This window comes from Amycolatopsis thermophila (assembly GCF_030814215.1).
Lineage (GTDB): Bacteria > Actinomycetota > Actinomycetes > Mycobacteriales > Pseudonocardiaceae > Amycolatopsis_E > Amycolatopsis_E thermophila.
This window is the reverse complement of record NZ_JAUSUT010000001.1, coordinates 140733-160027: the sequence shown is the minus strand read 5'-3', so window position 1 is coordinate 160027 and position 19295 is coordinate 140733. Positions and strand designations below refer to the sequence as shown.

Annotated in this window: 1 protein-coding gene (only partly in view); it reads left to right on the top strand. The window is 74.1% G+C overall.

Translation table 11 applies throughout. From position 1 onward, the window contains the following. Positions 1 to 19295: the 3' portion of a hypothetical protein gene (locus tag FB470_RS00660; protein WP_306987846.1), read on the top strand. The gene continues 17146 nt to the left of window position 1, outside the view; only the last 19295 of its 36441 coding nucleotides appear in the window; the start codon falls outside the window, past its left edge; it ends in the stop codon at positions 19293 to 19295.

Genomic DNA, 19295 nt, shown 5'->3' with positions numbered 1-19295 from the left:
TCGCCGCGCACTACGCGATGACGGCTGCCGAGGGGTTGAGCCACGAGGAGCGGCAGGAGCTCGTCGGCAAGGTTCTCACGGACGTCACCGAGACCGAGCAGCAGCGGCTCGAGACCGAGAAGGTCCAGGAGGAGCTGCACAGCCACTTCCGCAAGCGCGGGGTGATCGGGTGGACCACCGTGGCGGCCGGTACCGCCGCCGGCACGGCCGCGGTCGTGGCCGGTGCCGTGCCCGCGGCCGCGCTCGGGATCGCCGCCGGCACCGCGTTCGTCGTGCGCTCGGTGCTGTCGAACCTGAAGACCGCGCACGCGCAGAGCATCCGGGTGACCGTCGAGTCCATGATGGAGCGTGAGCGGGTCGACGTGGAGTCCGCGCACCGGCTGATGAAGATGACCAGGAAGCTGATGGTCAGCGAGATCGCGCCGGGCGGGAAGAAGTTCCGCGACGCCTTCGCGCCCATCGTCGCACGGGTCGTCGCCGACTTCGAGCGGCACGTCAAGCAGATGCTCATCGACTACATCGCCACCGTCCACTTCAAACTTCCGGACGGGGTGACCGCGGCGAGCCGCCGGGTGCACGCGAACATGCTGTTCTCGCGGCTGAAGGACTACGTCAACCGCGTCATCGGCGGCACGTCGGACTCGATCAACCGGATGAACCCGGCCGCGGGGGTGTTCGGGCGGCTCTCACACGTGCTGACCGCCGGAACCTGGATCGTCAACGCGCTGAACCAGCTGCACGGGTGGGTGCACGGGGCCGGGCTGGCCGCGTGGGTGTCGGCGGCCTACCTGCCCTCGTCGGTCGCGTTCGGGATCACCGCGATTCCCGGGATCTGGGCGGCGTACGACCCGCTCTCCCGGCCGGGGATGCGCAGGCTGCAGAACATCCTGGCCTTCCCGTTGCTGACGATCGCCAACGCCGGTCTCACCGTGCAGTACATCCACGAGGGGCACTGGCTCAACGCGGTCGTCGGCACGACCCTGACCGCCGCCACCGCGAAGCTGTCGCAGATCGGGTTCCAGATCGAGCGCAAGGAAGGCCGGGCCGGTGCCAAGATCGGGCCGGGCGCGATGTTCTTCGCCCAGGGTGCGCTGACCGCGATCGGCACGTCGATGGTCACCAGCAACCCCGTGGCCCTGGCCGCCACCGGGGTGTTCGCGCTCGCCGGCCCCGCGATCTACCTGGCGCGCGGCGCCTGGGCGCGGTTCCGGGCGATCGAGCGGTTCCAGGCGCCCATCCACACCCGCTACGAGGGCAGCGCACCGCAGCGGGCGCAGCGGCCGGAGATCACCGCGACCGGGTTCGGTGACGGCACCCAGCTGGGCTGGGGCCGGGTCCGGCGGGGCCTGGACGCGGTCGGCCGGCTGGCGCACCACCCGGACCCGGCCACCCCGGTCCAGCGGGCGGAACTCGCCAGCAAGGTCGCCGAGAACCTGCGCGAGGACGACGCGGCGAAGCTGGCCGAGCACACCCGGCGGCCCCCGCGCGGCCCGGCTTCGCGCCACGACCCGGCGCCGCCGTCCACCCGGCCGGGCCGGACCGTGCACCGCGGCGACGATCCGTTCGGCACCGGCCGGCTCGATCGCGACAGCGCGCCGGTGCCCGCCCCGCGCACCGGCCGTGGCCCCGGTGACCTCGCCGGGGAAGCGTCGGCCATCCACACCGCGCCGGGCGAGACCCTCGCGCCGGGCGACGGGAACGCGTTCGGCGACGCTGAGGTCGTCCCGTTCCGCGAGCGTCCGCACCACGTCGTGGGCCGGCCGTGGAACGGCACGGCGCGGGCCGCGGAGCCCGCGGCCGGCTTCGCCGAGACGCTCGAGGCGTGGATGCGCGCGAACCGCGGTGTGGCGCTCGGGGACGGGGTGTGGCTGGTGGCCGCCGGGGAGAACACCTTCCACCTCCGCGTGAGCGTCGACGGCGACGCTCCGCGGCCCCGCCTGTATCCGCCGGGCGAGGACGGGACGCCCGAGGTGAAGCTGCCGTGGATGCCGGCGGACGAGCGGCACCGCGGATTGCTGCTGGGCACGGCGATGCGCAAGGCGCTGGACCTGCTGCCCCGCCTCGCCCAGCCGGTGGCGCCGGCGCCGGTGGGGATCGCGGAGCTGGTGCCCCGCCCGGGCCACCCGGTGTCCGGTCAGGACGCCGGGCGCGGGTTCGCCGAGCTGATCCGGAACAGCCCGGTGGCGGGCGAGGTGTCGCTGGCGGACGTGCGCACCGAGGAGAACGCGGTCCACCTGCGCTTCGGCTCCGCCGACGACGCGTTCCCCGCCCACCGGACGTTCTTCTGGGACGGCGACACCCTGCGCGCGCGGCACTCCTCAGCGGATTCGCCGGTCGCGATCGCGCTCGACGAGTTCCTGCGCGCCCGCTACCGCGAGTGGGGAGTGTCCTCTGTGGACGCCGCCGTGGCCGGTGCGGCGGCGGTCGCGGGCGCGCTGGCCGGTCACATGTGGACGCCAGACCAGTTCGGCCGGCACTCGGCGCGGGACGTGCTGACCCACCTGTCCGGTGAACTCGACCGCCTGCGCGAGGGCCGGGACCACTTGGAGCGGCAGCTGGCGCGGGGCGCCCGCGGCCAGGTCGAGCAGACCGTGCGCCGCTACGGCGCGACGGACGCCGACGACCTCCGCGCGACCTTCGACCGCCAGATCACGGCCGTCGAAGACATCCTGCGCCGGGCGGAGGCCCACGAGTTCGGCAGCCCGGAATACCCGTCGCCGCGGGAGATCGCCGAGATCGGCGCCCCCGGCCGGGCGGCGCTGAGCGCGCCCAGGGCGGTCGGCCTGCGCGACGACCTCACGGTGCCCGAACGGGAGCCGTCCTGGCACCCGGAGCCGCGGCGGGAACTCACCCTCGCCTCCGGCGCCGACCTGCTCCTGCAAGGCCGGGACACCACCTACCACGAGATCACCCTGGGCGAGCTGCCGCGGCACGACAGCAACGGCGGGTTCGGGCGGCTGGCCGGGGAGGCGTGGAACCTGCTCACCGCCGACGGCCGGCTGACGGTCCGCCTGCCGGCCGACGCGACCCCCGAGCGCGTACGGCAGGTGGTCGCCGCGCTCGGAAAGTGGTTCGCCCACACCGAGTACCTCGCGAGCCCGGACGCGGGGCGGCGCGTGGTCGCCTCGATGCCGCACGGCCACCCCCGGCTGATCGCGCCCGCCGCGGGGCCGGTGCTGGTCGCGGGCGACGACATCGCCGCGGCCGTGCCCGGCGCCGACGCCGGGCAGGTCCGCTTCGACGACCTGCCGCCCGCCGCGTTCACCGGCCCCGCGATCGCGGCCGTCGCGAACGGCATGACAGCGCTGCGGCCGGGCGGCACCCTGGCGATCACCAGCAGCATCCGGGCCGCCCGGCACCTGCCGGACGTGGTGCACGCGCTGGTCGCGTCCGGCGCCACCACCATCACCGCGGACTCCGATGCCGGGGTCGCGATCACCGCCTACCGTGGCGCCGGTGCGGCCACCGGCATCGGGCGCGTCTACCGCGAGGCCGTGCGCCGTCTCGAAACCGCCGGCGCGGACACCGAAGGCGCGTCGCCGCGGCTGCGCGCCGCACTGGCCCACGCGCGGACGATGGCGGAGACGACCGGCACGGCCACGGTGGCGGAACCGGTCACCCTGACCCTCGACAACTGGCGGCACGCCGACCTGACCGGGGACGTGCTCACCCAGCTGGCCGAGGCGCTGCCCGCCGGGTCCACCCTCCGCATCACCACCTCGGTCGCCGCACCGACCGCGCAGATCCGTGCCGTGCTCGACGCCGCCGGGGTCGAGGTGACCGAGGTGACCGGATCGGACGAGGCCGTCCTCACCGGCTACAAGCGGGAAGAGCCGCACGCGCCGGCTGCGTCGGCGCCGGTCACCGCGGCCGGCGCGGGCGACCGGCCGGACGGCATCGCCGGGTACTTCCCGCACCGGGGTGTGTGGGCCGACGACCTCACCCGGTCGGTGCGCGGCTGGTTCCCGCCGGGCCACCGCATCAGTGGCACGGCCCGCCTGGTCGATGTCCGGCCGGTCAGCGCCGGCGGACGCGACACGGTCGTGGCGACCTTCGACCTCGAACCCGGGCAGCCGCACGCCGGGACCCTGGAAGTGCGGCTGCACCGGGAGGCGGACGGCGGGCTCTGGGCCGAGCACCGCTACCCGCGTTCGCCCGACGAGCCGCCGCGTTCGTCGGCGGCCGCGCGGGTGGCCCGGCACCTTGAGGCGATCTACCGCGAGGCGGGGTTGTCGCACGTCAGCCAGCAGGTCTCCGGGCAGCGCGGCGTCCCGCTGGTGGGGGAGGCCGGCTACGACTGGCACCCGAGCGAGGTCGGCCGCCACGACTCCGCCCGCGCCATGGTCCGCCTGCGGGACATGCGCGACGCGATGGCGACCGCGGTGCGGCGCGGCCAGCCGTTCCCGGTCGAGGGCGGCACCCTGGACGTGGCCCGTACCCGGCGCACGCTCCACGAGGCGGACGCGCTCCTGCTGCGCGCCGCCGAACACGAGTTCGGCACCCCCGGGTATCCCACCGCCCGCGAGGTCCACGACCTCGGCGCGCCGGGGATGGTCCTCGGCGCCACCGATCCCTGGCCCGGCCGGGACGTGTTGCGCGGCCTCGGCGCCTGGACCGCGTACCGGGCGTTGACCGTCACCGCGGCCCCCGCGGTGGCCGAGCCTCGTCCCGCGCCCGCCGGGCACTTGGTGGTCGACGACGCCACGCCCGAGGCGGTGCGCGCTCGTCCCGGAGAACTCGTTCCGGAGATCGTCCTGCGCGGCGTGCGGCCGGATCCGCGCAGCGGCGGGGTGGCCGAGGTCGTCGCCGCGGCGTGGCGGAAACTGCGCCACGACGGCCGGCTCGTCGTCGAGGTCGGGCCGGACCTGGCCGCGGACACCGTGCGCGACACGATCGAGCGCTACTTCACCGGGATCGGCGCCGAGTCCGGGGTGGACGGTGGCCGGATCGTCGGCTGGGCCAAACGCGGGCGCCCGGTGTACCCCGACCTGCCGGCGGGGCCGCGGTTGGTGATCGGCCGCGGCCGGGCGGCCGACGGGCACGTGCCCGGGGATGTCGCGATCGACCTCGAGCCCGGCACCTCCGCCGACACCGCCGCCGACGTCGCGGCCGGGGTCCTGCGGCGTGGCGGGTTCACCTCCGTCCAGTTCGACGGGGTGCCGCGGGACGGGTTCGCCGGTTCCCCGGCCGCCGCGCTGGCGGACGTCTTCGACGCCCTGCCCGAGGGTGGCCGGTTGCTGCTGACCAGCGGCGACGACGGGCGGGTGGCCGGCGTGGCGGCGGAGGCGCTCGCGCTGGGCGCCACCGACATCCGCGTCCAAGCCGTCTCGCCGGGCATGGTCGTCGTCGACATCGTCAAGGGCCCGTACGACCCGGCCGCCTTCGCCCGCGTCTACGCCGGCGCGGCCGCCCGGCTCGCCGGTGCCGGCGACGCCCGCTCGCGGATCATGCTCGACCACGCGCGGGCCGAGCACGACCGCCACGCGGCGGCCATCCCGGAGGCACCCGCGAACCGGCGGCCCGCGCGGCTGCGGCTGGAACACCTGCCCGCCGACCAGCTCACGCCGGACCTGATGCGCCGCCTGGGATCCGCGCTGCCGCTGGGCTCCACGGTGGAGATCGTCACCGGCGCGGCAGCCGACCAGGCTCCGCTCGTCGCCGCGCTCGGGGAGTCCGGTGTGGACGCCCGGGCGCAGCGGTCCGCCGGTGCCCTCACCATCCACGGCGTCAAGAACACCGAGCCACCCCCCGCGCCGACGTCGACGCCGGACGAGCCGCCCACCCCGCCACCGGGGCCGGCCGGGAGCGACCGCACCGGCGACACCGGCCACACCGTTGACCATCCGGAACCGGATCAGAACGAGGCGCCGGAGCCACCCGCCCGTGACGACGCCGGCACCGGCGACGTCGTGGACGCGGTGCGGCTGCTCGGCGATGCGCTGCCCGGCGTGGCGGCGCTGAAGGTCCTCGGCAGCGTGGTCCGGTTCCGCGCCGGCGACACCCCGGTGACGATCTTCCTCAGCTCGAGCGAGGTGCTGAACACGCCGGAGGAGACCGGCGAACCCATCGTCGCGCGGTCGGAGGTGGTCACCGAGGACGGTGACCACCGGATCGAGGTGCAGCTGGCCGCCGGCCTCAGCCCGGTCCAGGCCACCCGGGAGATCGCCTACCACCTCGGCCGGACGCTGCACGAGCTGCGGCAGGAGCGGGAGGGCCGCCGCCTCTTCCGCGGCCTGCTCCGCCACCGCGACCCGGTCCTGACCGGGGATCTCGCCGGCCGCCTGATGATCCTCGAGGCGATGGCGCGGCAGCGGGCGGCCGGGGACGCGCCGATCCGCGCCCTGGCCGAGATGCAGACGTTCGCCGGGCGGATCGAGGCGGACCTGCCGTCCGGCCTGAGCTTCGCCCAGGTGCAGGCCGACCACCTCACCAGCCGCACCCGCGCGGCGCTCGCGGAACGACCGGTGCCGCCGCCGGCGAACGACGGCAACCCGGTCGCGCCCCGCACCCGGCGCAGCGGCGAGGACCCGGTCACCATCAACTACCTGGACCCGGCCTGGCAGGGCGCCCAGACCCCGCCCACCGGAGCCCGGCCCAGCGGGGCGATCCCGGCGGACACGTTGCACGCGGCGGTGACCGCAGGGGAGAACGTCTACGGCCTGCTCAGCCACGAGACCGATCTGACGGAGCTGCACCGGCGCTTCGGTGACCTCCTGCCCGAGGCGCTGCAGGTGGCGCTGACCCACGGCGCCGACTACCTCGACGGGCTCGCCGAACGCTGGGCCGGCGATCCGGCACGGGGCCTGCAGGCCGCGATGACGCTGCCCCCGCACACGCCGGCTCCGCGGTCGCTGTCCGACGCCGCGCCGTGGTTCGGGTTCGGCCCCGCCGAGGGGGACGCGTTCGCCGCGTGGCTGGACCGCGCTGGAATCCCGGCGGATCTGTCCACTGTGGACCTGCGACGGCTGCGCGAAGTGGCCGCGCTCCTCGTGCTCGGCGACCACCTGGTGACCGGGCCGCAGCGGCGCCAGTTCGCCGAGGCCGAGCCGGGTGTGATCGGAGACGCGTTCCACAGCCTGCCGGACGGGGTGCCGGCGTCGGCGCTGCTGCCCGGTTCGGACACCGACTTCGCCCGCGCGGCGCGCGCAGAGATCGCGCGGCTGCCGCAGGCCGAGCGGGTCCGGCTCCGGGATACCGCTCAGCACCTGCTGGACCGGTTCTTCCACGGCGGCACCCCGACCGCCGATGTCCCGGCCGGCGCCGCCGAACGGCTCGCCGCCGCGCTGCACAGTCACGGCCCGGCCTTCGCGGCGTGGCTCACCGGGCAGATCCCGGGCGCGGCGGTCACCGAAGGGTTCGCGCAGCTCGACATCGCCGCCGAACTGGCCGCGCTGGAGACCCGGCAGCACACGCCCGAGGCGGCCGGCCCGGCAACGGAGCGCGACTTCACCGCCGACCGGCGGTTGCGCGCCGAGGTCGGTGACCTGGCCAAGCTGGCCGACGCCTACCAGCGCGGCTGGGCCGCGCTGGCCGAGATCGACGGCAGCCCGGACGACCCGGCCGCCGCCGAGCGGGCCGAGGAACTGGCCGAACCGCTCACCGGGATGCTGCACGCGATCCGCGGTCGTGTCGTGCTGCTGGCCGAGCAGGCGACCGACCTGGCCGGACGGCACGAGACGGGGGAGAGCGAGCTCGAGGCGGCGCTGACGCACCGCTACCGGCGCCTCGCCGGGACGCTGGACCTGCTGTGGGCGCGAGCCGAGGACCACCAGGCCCAGCTGGCGGAGGCCAACTTCCAGCTCACCCGGCTCGCGCTGTGGACCGAGACGGCGGAGCAGGCTCGCGCCGCCGAAGCCGCGGCGCGGGCGAACGGCACCACACCGGACCTGCCGGACGTCGGTGGCGAGCCGGCCACGTCGGCCACCGCCGAGCAGTACGTCGAGAGCACCCGCCGCGACCTCCTGCGCGCCGTGGCCCGCGCGGAGGAACTGCGCCGGCCGCTGTCGGTGGCCCTGGCGGAGCTGACCCGCGAAGCCGCCTCCCTGGACCAGGTCCACACGCGCTTCCAGCGGCTCGCGGCGCCGGCCGAGGGCATCGACCCGGCCACCGACGGCGCGCGCCTGTTCCGGGCCAACCCGCTGCGCGGCGACAGCCTCACGCTGTCCGACCTGACCCAGCGCGACCTGGCGAACGTCGAGCAGGTGGTGGGCCTGCTCACCGACCGCGAACGCGTCGTCGCCACGCTGCACGACGCAGGACACCGGGGATGGCGGGCGAGCGACTTCGCGCACCTGCCCGACTCGTCCGAACCCGCCGTGCGGCAGGCGGCCGCCGAGCTGGCCGCGATCGAGGACGCACTGCGGCAGCTGCTCAACGGGGACGCTGACGGCACCGGCCACGGGCTGGGCCTGAACGAGGCCATCGCCCGCAGTCACCAGCGGGCGCGGCTGCTCGAAGACGCCATCCTGACGCACGAGAACTTCCGCGGCCGGGTGCGCGACCCGGGCAGCCTCCGGCTGCTCGGTGAGCTGCGCAAGCCCGACGAGCACCCGGCGCGCGGACTCGCCTACCTGCTCGACGAGCTCAACAAGGGCGGGTTCGGCGACCGGACCCGCAAGGGCGTGCTGAACGACCGCCTCTACACCATCAAGGCCCGGCAGTCCACGGAGTTCGCGATCGAGGCGCTGTACACGCCGGTCGAGGAGCAGGAACCGCCGGACGCGGTCGCCGCCGCCGAACCGTCGTTCCACAACGTCGTCAAGATCACCTGGAACTCCGGGACCGACATGGCGCTGGGCGGCCGGGTGTTCCGGTCCGGCTTCACACTGCAGGCGAAGGTGGGGCCGTCGCTGGCGCAGATCGAGTCGGGTGAGCACCCGCTCGCGGCCGAGTTCCGCCTGCGCGCCAAAGCCCAGTGGATCCAGGAGCACCACGGCGTCCGGATCGGGACCCAGGCGGACCTGGACGCGTTCGTCGCCGGGCACGGTTCCGACCCCACCGAGGGCGTGGCGCTGCCGATGCCGGCCCTGGTGCCGGTGGAGTGGGTCGACGGCGGGCAGCTGGTCGTGGCCGTGCGCCCGGATGCCGAACGCGCACCAGTGCGGGCGGAACTGGAGCAGCTGCTCGTCGAGCAGGTCGCCGGGTACCGCTCACAGCTGCCCACGCTCGGCGTGGAGGCCCGCACCACGCTGCTGGTGCAGGCCGGCAGCGCCGCCGGCGTCACCCTCGGCACCCTCGCGTCGATGGGGGCCGGCCTGGGCATGAGCAGCACGTACCTCATCGCCCGCGGGGTCTACTACGGCTGGACCGGCATGGTCGCGCCGGCCGCCTATTACACCTCCGTAGCCAAGCAGTCCGAGGCGGCCAACGAGATGCGCCGCCTGCGGGCGTTCCTCATGCGCGGCGGCATCGGGCCGACCGCCGAATCGCTCACCCAGGGCGCGCACGACACCAGCCAGGTCCTGCGGCCCCTGGCCGAGCTGACGCACACCGAGGTGCCGGACGCGCCGGCTCCCGAACCGCTCGTGCACCTGTCCGGCGACGAGGCGAACGAGCTGCAGCAGCACATGCGGCGGATCGGTGCCGAACTGGCCGGACAGCTGGCCGCGAAGGCGTTCCCGGAACACCTCATCCACAACGCGGGGCTGCGCAAGACGTTCAAGGAACTGACCTCGGTGTCGTGGTCGGACGAAGGCATCGCCGTCCACGACGCCGGTGCGCAGGCCGTGCGGGACGCCGGCACGCTCACCCTCAAGCTGCCGACCGGCGAGACGCTCAAGGTGTCCCTGGTCACCGGCAACCTGCCCCGGTCGTACCAGGTCCTCAAGGGCGGCAGCGTGCCCGACAGCGAACAGCGGTACTGGATCGGCGTCGCGCCGAACGCCTTCCACGGTGGGCCGGACGCGATCCGCGCGGCGATCTCGGAACAGCTGGTCGACGTCGTCACCAAGGGCACGCAGTTGTGGATCCAGCCCACGCTGCGGTCGCTGGCCAAGGAGAACTTCACGACCCTCCCGCTGGAGATCGCGGTCACCACGTTCTTCAACATGAGCGCCGGCAGTCTCGAACTGATCGCGCCGCTCGTGGCGGGCAGCGCGGGGTCACGCTTCGGGTTCATGTCGTCGCGGTACCTCAACTTCAAGTACACGGCTCTGGCCCGGAAACTGTGGGAGGACGCCGTCCGCGAGCGCCAGGGCTTCCAGGCCCTGATCGGCGCGACCGCCCGGATCGGCATGGCCGACCTGTCGCTGCGGATGATGGGCGCCGCGGCCGGGGTGAGTGGCGGCGTCGCCGCGGAGATCGGGCGACACCTGCCCACCACGCCGGCCCCCGCCGTCGTGCCGGCCGGCCCGGCCACGATGCTGGTGCGCGCCGCCGCCGACGAGATGGTCGCGCGGGCGGTGACCCGTCCCGGCATCAAGTCGGCCCGGTTGCTCAGTGCCGAAGAGATCGCCGCGGACGTGGCCAAGGCGGAGCACGAGGCGGCCGGGAAGGCGCTGACGGTGGCCAAGGCGAAGGCCGGGAAGGCGGCCGCGGAAGTGAGGCAGGCCCGCAAGGACGGTGCCCCCGAGGCGGAGGTCGCGGCTCTCACCGCTGCCGCCGGCGAGGCGGAGACGGCACTGCGGGCGGCCCGGGAGAAGGTGCTCGCAGCGAAGCGGAAGGCCGACGAGACCGCGGCCGCGGCGAAGCCAGTCGCCCGGCGCAAGGACGACGGCGAGGAGTTCACCGTCGAGGAGATCGCCAGGGCTATCGGCGTGGGCAACGGCCTGACGGTGCTCGTCAAGGCCGAGCCACGGCTGCGGACGCCGAAGGTGCCGGGCGAGCTCCGCATCAAGGTCGGCGTCAGCGACGGGCTTCCCGGTGCGATCTCGCCGATGACGACGCACCTCGCCGTGTACAAGCGCGGCAACACCGACGTCCGCGAGTTCGTCACCCTGCTGCCGGGTCAGTGGACCGCGGAGGGCACCCGGCTGTCCGAAGACGACCTCCGGACGTGGATGCACCGGCACGTCGACGACGTCATCGAGCGTGAGCAGTTCATGCACCGCCGGGAGATCCGCCAGCTGGCGATCGCCGCGTTCGGCAAGGCCGTCGGCAGCGGTGCCGTGAACGCCGCGGTCAGCGTGCAGCAGGGCAACGCCGCCGCGGCGGGCCAGTCCGCGACCGAGGCGAGCCAGCGGACGCTCGACGGGGCCATGCGGATGGTGACCGCGCGCAACGGCATCGAACGGGTGGCGGCGCGGCTGCAGAAGGAGCTGAGCAACCGGGCCGCGACCGCGCGGGCGATGGACGACTGGGCCCTGGCACTGGCCACCGACATCCACAACGCCGACCGCGACCTGCGAAACCTCCTGACCGGGTACGCCGACGACCCGGCGCTGGGCGAGAAGGCCCGTGAGATCCTCGGCCGGCGCGGCACGGAACTACCGCGCCCCGGGACGCTGTTCGAGGAGATGGACCGCCTCCGGGAAAGCGGTGAGATGGTCCGGCGCGTCAAGCACCTGGCGAAGGTGCTGCGCTACGGCAACGGCGAACTCGTCCTGCACATCGACAAGGTCGGCAAGCCCGGGCCGAAGGAACTGTGGGCCAAACTCCGCGGTGCGCACCGGCAGCAGCTGATCTTCCGCTTCGTGACCGGGATCCCCGGCGAGCCGACCCGGGTGCTGGCCAACGCGATCGACTCGCACTTCCTCGTCGTGGGCGAGAACGCCGAGGAGGCGCTGGACCGGATCGCCCGGATCGTGCAGGTCTACCACCACGGGCCGACAGGGGTGCCCGGGGCGCTGAACCTGCTGCTGGAGGAGCTCGGCCCGGGCAACGTCGGCAGCTTCCTGAGCCGGACCACGACGGAGGTGCTCGCGCCGCATCCGAGCGCCGCCCGCATCGCGCAGCAGGGGGCATCGGGCGCGGAGTCGGCCGCGGTCACCGTGATGTCGTTGAGCTGGTTCCGCCGCGGCGACTTCCTCAAGAGCGAGCAGTTCCGGTGGCGGTACGCCTACGACGGCGCGGTGATGTCGGAGGACCGCGACCAGCTGGCCCAGTACTTCGCCCGCAAGAGCGCCGAGTACAGCCGCCGGCAGATGCTCGACCTGCTCGAGTTCGCCGAGGCGGCGGAGTGGTACGCGCCCAAGACGATCGAGATCCTGCGGGAGGTCCTCGACGGGGACGCGAAATCGGCCACCGAGGTGTTCGTGCACCACGGTGTCCGCGCCGATCAGCTGCCGGACAACTGGACCTGGGCCGATCTCAACCGGCACGTGCGCGACAACGAGGCCCCGGCGCTGGCCCGCGCCGAGGCCGCGGAACTGCTGGCGTACCTGGAAGCGCAGATGCGCGAGCAGGGCGTGCACCCGGCCCACCGCGATCCCGAGCACGAGGAGCTGCGCGAGCTGTGGGGCGAGACGGTGATCGCGCTGGCCCGCAACCAGCCCGGAGCCGAGGGCCACTACAACCGCAACGTGCCCGTGGAAACCGGCTTCGGCCGGGTCAACGTCCGCATCCCGATCGAGGGAGCGTCCTATGTGGACATGCGGATCTGGCACGAGGCGGACCTGCTCGCGCGGCTCCGCCCGGTCGAGGTCCCGCTGGCCCCGAAGCTCGCCAACGTCTCGTTCATGTGGCAGTCGCTCGGGGGCAACCAGGTGCAGACCTTCGTGGCGGGCCGGCCACTGGCCGAGGGCGAGCCCGTTCCGGCCCGGGTCCTCGACGACATCGCGCGGCTGTTCGCCCGGGCCTCCACGATCGGCGCGGACGACCTGCCGCCGCTGCCACCCGGCTGGGCGGAGTCCGGTGACACCGCCGGGTTCGCGCGTCGGCAGTCGGACCTCACCGAGGCCGTGCACGAGCGCGTCCGTGAGGAGCGCGACGACCTGCTGCGGGCGTTCGGGGTCCCGGACGATCCGCTGGAGGTGGTGCGGACCGGCTGGCCGGAGCTCACCCGCCGCCCGTTCGGCCTGGTGCACATGGACCTGCACCGGGGCAACCTCATGGTCCGCGAACACAGCACTTCGTTCCTGGACTGGGAGCTGGCGCTCTACGGCGACCCGGTCGCCGACCTGGCCAGCCACCTGTACCACATGCGCTATTCCGACAGTGAGCGGGAATACCTCGTCCAGCGGTGGGTCGAGGAGATGAGCCGGACCAATCCGTCCGCGATCGAGGGGTGGGAAGAGGACCTCCAGCGCTACACCGACCACGCGTGGATCAAGTCGGCCGTGGTCGACACCATGCGGGTGGCGGAGGCGTTCGCCGACCGGTCGCTGACCGAGGAACACCGTACGGCGCTGGTCGCCGACCTGACGAACAAGCTCAACCACGCGCACGAGCTGTGGGGCAGCGGACGCGTCTTCAAGGCGCGGGACGTCCGCGAGGCGCTCGAGGAGCACACCGGTCACCGTCCGGACCAGGGGTCCGGTGATCCGTCGAACCTGCCCACGGGCCCGCTCGAGCCGTCGGCCGACACCGCGCGCCGGGTGGCCATCCAGGCGGGGCTGGACGTCACCGACATCCGGATCCGGGTCGTCGACGACCCCGAGATCCTCGCCCTGATGCGGGAGGAAGGTGCCGTGGGCCTGACGCCGACGGTCACCGAGAACGAGATCTGGCTGGCCCCAGGTGCGTTCGCGTCCGCCGAAACGCTGGCCCGCGTGCTCGGGCATGAGCTGGCGCACGTCGGTCAGCTGCGCCTGGGCATCCGGCCAACCGCCAACCTCGTGCCACTGCTGGAGCGCAACGCCGAGGCCCACGGCGACGCCGCGGTCGACCGCCTGTACGGTCGCCGTTCGCGGCCGGCCGTGGTCGAGCCGGACCAACTGCCCGCTCCGGCCGGCGAGGTCGAACCGTTCTTGTTCCACGGGGAAGGACATGCTCATGACGCAGTTCCAGGTGACGAAGGTGGACGACCTGGCGGCGTTCCCGGGGATCCGGGTGATGGGCCGCGAGCAGGGCGAGCCGATCGCACCGGGGACGACGTTGACCGACTCGGGAACTTCGGCCGCCTGGGCGGTGCTCTCGGTGGAGTTCCCGTCGCCGCTGGCCAGGCGGGAGGGCTGGACGGTCCTGCTGCTGGAACGGACGGCGCAGCCGGCGCCGGCCGTGGGGACAGTGCTGAGCAGCGGTTCCTGACCGACCGGCAGGAACTGTTCTTCGCGTTCGAGACGCTGCGGCGGGTCATGCCGGAGCTGACCGTCGCCGGCACCCAGGTCACGTTCGACGGTGCCCCGGTCGCCGTGGACTACACCGACGCGGCCACCCGACGCGGCCTCCGGCTGATGCCCGCCTTCCGCGAAGTGGCCCACGAGTCGACCCAGCCGGTCGTCCGGCTCCACGTCGACGCGGGCACACCGGCCGACCGGGCCGCCCGCGCGCTGGCCGAGCAGCTCGGCCGGATCCGGCACGAGCGGAACACCGAGACCCGGCTGCAGCGGCTCCGGCGCGGTCGGCTGCGCGGCCCGGACCCGGCGACGGTCGTCGACGCCGGCACCGCAGGCCGCCTGCTGGCGCTCGACGTCCTGGCGCTCCAGCAGGCCGACGCCATCGTCGAGCACGGGTACTCCGCCCGCACCGACGAGTTGTTCGAGGCGGCGCAGGACGTCGCGATCGCGCTGCCGGAAGGCCGCGACTTCGATGCCGTCGCGAAAGCGCACCTGCGACCGCTGACCCGGGCGATGCTGTCCGAGCGGGACGACCTCCTCGACGTCGCCGCCCGCGCGCAGCTGCGCGAGCTGCCGCCGGAACTCCAGCGCAGCCTGCCCGAGGACGACTGGCGGGCCGCCAACGTCGTCTCCGGGGAGGTCGCCCCGGCGTACACCACGGGCGAGCACTTGTTCCCGCCTGCCCGCGTCACCCGCGTGCTCGGCGAGCGCGGCGGCCTGTTGCCCGCGCCCGGTGCGCAACTGGCCGTCGTACGGCAGTCGCCGATCTCGCACCCGTTCGAGCCCGCCCGGCACGAACTGGCCCGCGCGGTGCCGCTGCTCGCCCCGTGGCCGGGGGACCCGGCCGGTCGGCTCGCCGACGCGGACGCCGCGATGGTGCTCCACGACTACTGGATCGGTCTGGGCGCCGACCCCGCGGCCCGGCGCACCTTCGACGGCTTCCTCGACGGCGACATCACCCGCCCGGTCGGCGCCGAGCTCGACGGGCTGGGCCGCATCGCCGACCGCGGCGGGCGGTTCCAGCGCCTGCCCGGAGTGGATGAGGGCTACCGGCTTCTCGAGCACTTCCTCGCGGCCACCACGACTGGACACGCGTTCGCCTACGTCGTGGTGCACCGCGGCGGCCACGCGCCCTACGTCACGGCGGTCGCGGTGCAGGACCGCGGCCGGCCGCTCTACCTCGATCCGGCGCGCGGGGTGTCCGGTGACACGCCGCTGTACACCAGCGCCGACGGGGTGGAGGCGATCGACGTCATCGTCCACAACCGCGACAAGCTGGCGGCGCCCGCGGTGCCGATCCCGGGGCTGCCGCTGTCCGAGATCAACAGCCGGCCGCCGACCACGGTGTACCTCGACGCACTGCCCGCCGGCGAGAAGGACGCCTGGGGACGGCGCGCCGAGAGCATCGTGGCCGCGGAGCAGGCGAACGAGGAGGTGGCGCACTTCCCGCCGGAGGTCGCGTCCCGGTACCACTCGCTCGTCAACGACCGGGCGGCGCGGCTCGAGTTGCGGGCGCTGGCCGAGACGATCGCCGACCCGGACACGTTCGCCGAAGCGGTGCGGCACCTGGAGAGCGTCGCCCGGTGGCGGGGCGTCCCGTTCGGCGAGCTGCTGGCGCGGAACTGGCGCACCGAACTGCGGGACCTGGTGCCCTCGGCCGCCGCGGAGCTGCCGATGCGCCATCCCGCGAGCCGGATGTCGGACCTGGAGTGGATCCACCACGTCCTGAAGGTGATCGACGACGAGAAGCTCACCCCCGAACAACTGGGCCACCTCGGCGAGAGCCGGCCCGACCTGGTGGCGATGCTCAACTCCACGCACGGCGCGACCGACACCAGCGGCGAGGTCGGGGCGCCCTACGACGAGCCGGACGGGCTCCGGCCGCCGATCGACCGCGATCTCGCCCCGCTGCGGAAGATCATGCGCGGCGAGGACGGGAGGTTCACCGCGCGGCTCAACCCGAAGAAGTGGGCGAACCAGCTGTGGCGGCCCGGCGTCGAGTCGTTCGAGGTGTTCCTGGCCGCGCGGTCGATCTACCACGACGGGGTGCCCAAACTCCCGGCGATGCCGGCGTTCCGCGGGATCCGCGACGGCGAGCCGTTCGGCGCCGAGGCGGGCGCGGCGGGCCGCGTCGAGCAGATCACCGCCGCCCGCTTCCGCACGATCCGTCATCCGGTTGTCGACGACCAGACCGTCGTCGAGCGCGCCGTCCGGGACAGGCCCGGCGCGATGGCGCTGATGCTCCACCGCCTGACCTCCGATCCGCGAGGACCGCACGCCGCGGTCGTGGTGATCAACCACGAGGGCACGGTGTACTGGCTGACCGACCAGGTGATCAGCGGTGAGCGGCCGCCGCTGAAGCCGATCTCGGTCGCCGAGGTGGCCGGCAACGCCAAGGAGCGGATCGTGCGCCTCGCCGTCGCCGCCGAGCTCGCGAACCTGGGCATCGAGCCCCGCGTGCGGACCGACCGGCTGATCCCGCACGAGCGGATGACCCTGCGCCCGGACTACCCGACGACGTTCGGCACGGACGTGCTGGTCATCGACGGAGACGGGAAACCGGTCGTGCTGGAGCACACCGTGGACAGCCTGGTCAGTCAGCTCCCGCCGACGGCGGAGTACGTTCCCGCCGCCGCCGACTACGAGCTGGAGCAATGGGTCCGCCAAGGGACCCGCCTGGTCGTGGAGGAGCCCGACCCCACCCTGTTCGGTGACCTGGCCCCCGCGTACGCCGACCTCGTCGATCCGCGAGCCCGGCGTCAGTTCGCCGCGTGGTACGAGCACCTCTACGGTGATCTCGCGCTGCTGCGGCGCGGCTTCGACACCTTCCGGGCCCGGGCCGTGGACGCGCGACCGGATCTGCCCGCGGAGCAGGCCGTCGAGCGGGCGCTGGCGGCGGAGTGGGACCGGGGGTTCGGTGCGCTGGTGCCGGACGACCTGGCGCCGGGCGCGGCCCGGTACGCGCGGATCGGCACGCTCGACCCCCGCGCCGACGGCGAGCCGCTCCCCTTCTCCCCGGACGCGCTGCGTGAATTCGCCCGGCAGGCTCCGGTGCTCGCCGGACTCGTGCGCAAGCACGGGATGCGCCTGCACCCGGTGCACGGCACCGCCGACGTCGGACGGTTCCAGCCGGTGGCCGCGTCCGGCCGGGTCCCCGAGATCACGCCGAGCACGGCAGCCGACCCCGCGGCGCGCTTCGCCGAGGACCGGGAGACGGCGCGAACCGCGTTCATGCTCGCCAACCGCGACACCCCCGAGGTGGTCGACCTGCTGGCCGACCACGACTTCTTCTACAGTGCGGACAAGCGCGGGATGGTGCTCGTGCACCGGGCGTTCGGCGACCTGGCCGACTCGGTGTTGTCACGGGAGAACCCGCGCCACCCGGCCAATCCCTACCCGCTCGCCCATCGCCCGCTCCTGTACACGTCGGACGCCGACGGGGGACAGTGGCGCCGCGACGACCGGCCGTTCATGGAGACCCTCGACCCGCACCTGCTCGACTCGCACGGCCTGCGGACGGGCGTGACCTACCAGGTGCTGCGCGCGCTGGCCGCCGCGCGGCCGGACATCATCCGCGACCAGCTCGTCACCGAGCTGCCCGGCTCCGGCGACCACCTGGTGCGGCTGCACCTGCGCGACGGCGTTCGCGAGGTGGCGGTGCCGAACGAGTTCCTGCTGCCGGCGGAGGTCGCCGCACCGCGGTGGATGCTCGCGGTGGAGCAGGCCCTGATCCACCAGGGTCAGATGAAGGCCGGGTACTTCGGCGACGCCGACCACGTCGCGCGGCTCCTGCGTGTGGTGTCCGGGCTGCCGGTGGTCGCCACCACCGCCGCGCTGGAGAACCTGCTGCCCGCGGTCGCCGACGCGCGGATGCCCGTGCTGGCGACGATGCCGTCGGTCCGGCACGGTGTCTTCGTCCCGGCCACGCCGGTCCGGGTGGACGGCGAGATCCGGATCGACATTCCGGGACTGGCGACGAAGCCGACCATCCCGGTGTTCGCGCAGCTGCTGTCCCTCGACGACCCGCTGGTGGTCGGCGTCCCGCCGCTGCCCGGGGAGGCGCCGGTGCCGCCCGCGCCGCCGGTGCCCGCCGACGGCGATCCCGGTCTCAACCCGGTCGCCCCCCGCACCCGCCGCCACGCGGAGGACCGGGCGGTCGTCAACCGCTTCGACGAGAACGTGCGCGGCGCGGACCCGCGCGTCCCCAGCGAAGCGCAGGTCCACCGCGAGATCCTCACCATCGTCAACGGCGGTGACGCGAAGGCGGCCGAGTTCCTCAAGCGGTACTGGCGGCAGATGGGCACCGACGGGGTGTACCCGCGCCGGGACAGCGGCGCGCGGTACCGCGGGGTGGAGGTGCCGGTGCTGCGCCGCCGCCCGGACGGCACGTTCGCCGTGCACGACACCGCCGAGGGGCCGGTGCGCTCGGCCACGATCGAGGGCAGCCGCACGGTCGGGCGCCGGGACAGCCTGCCGCCGGCCCGCCGGGCTGACGCGGACCTCCTTGCCGCCGGCCGCCCGGGCATCCAGGAGTACCTGACCGAGGCTGTCGAGGCCGTCAAGGGCAACCACCGGCCGGACAGCCGGTTCACCACGCCACTGGACGAGTTCGACAAGTCCGGGTTCAACGACGTGCAGAGCAACCACTGGAACAACAAGCTCGGCGACATCGCCGCCGAGCACGCGGTGCGCGACCTGCGCAAGGAGTACCGCGCGGCGGGCAAGGGCGACCTGCGGCGGGTCGGCATCCCGGACCGCGGCGCCCACCACTTCGACGCCGTCTACCGCGACGGCGACGGCCACTACGTGATCGTCGAGGCGAAGGGCCCGAGCGCCGGTCTCAACGCCAACGGCGGGTACGAGCAGGGGCACCCGGAGTACGTGCGGAACATCCTCGACGCGATGGAGAGCCGCGGCGGGCACGAGGCGCGGGTGGCGCGGGAGATGCGCACCCAGCTGGACCACGGGCAGCTGCGGTACTTCCACGTCCGGGCCGAGGTGACCAAGGCCGACCTGGACGACTACACCGAGGAGGAGCTGCGGCGGATCCCGGCGGCCGACCGCCCGCGCGACCTGTACGCCGGCTACGTCCGCAAGGAGTTCGACCTGGGCATCACCACGACCCGGCCGCCGGATCGGTGA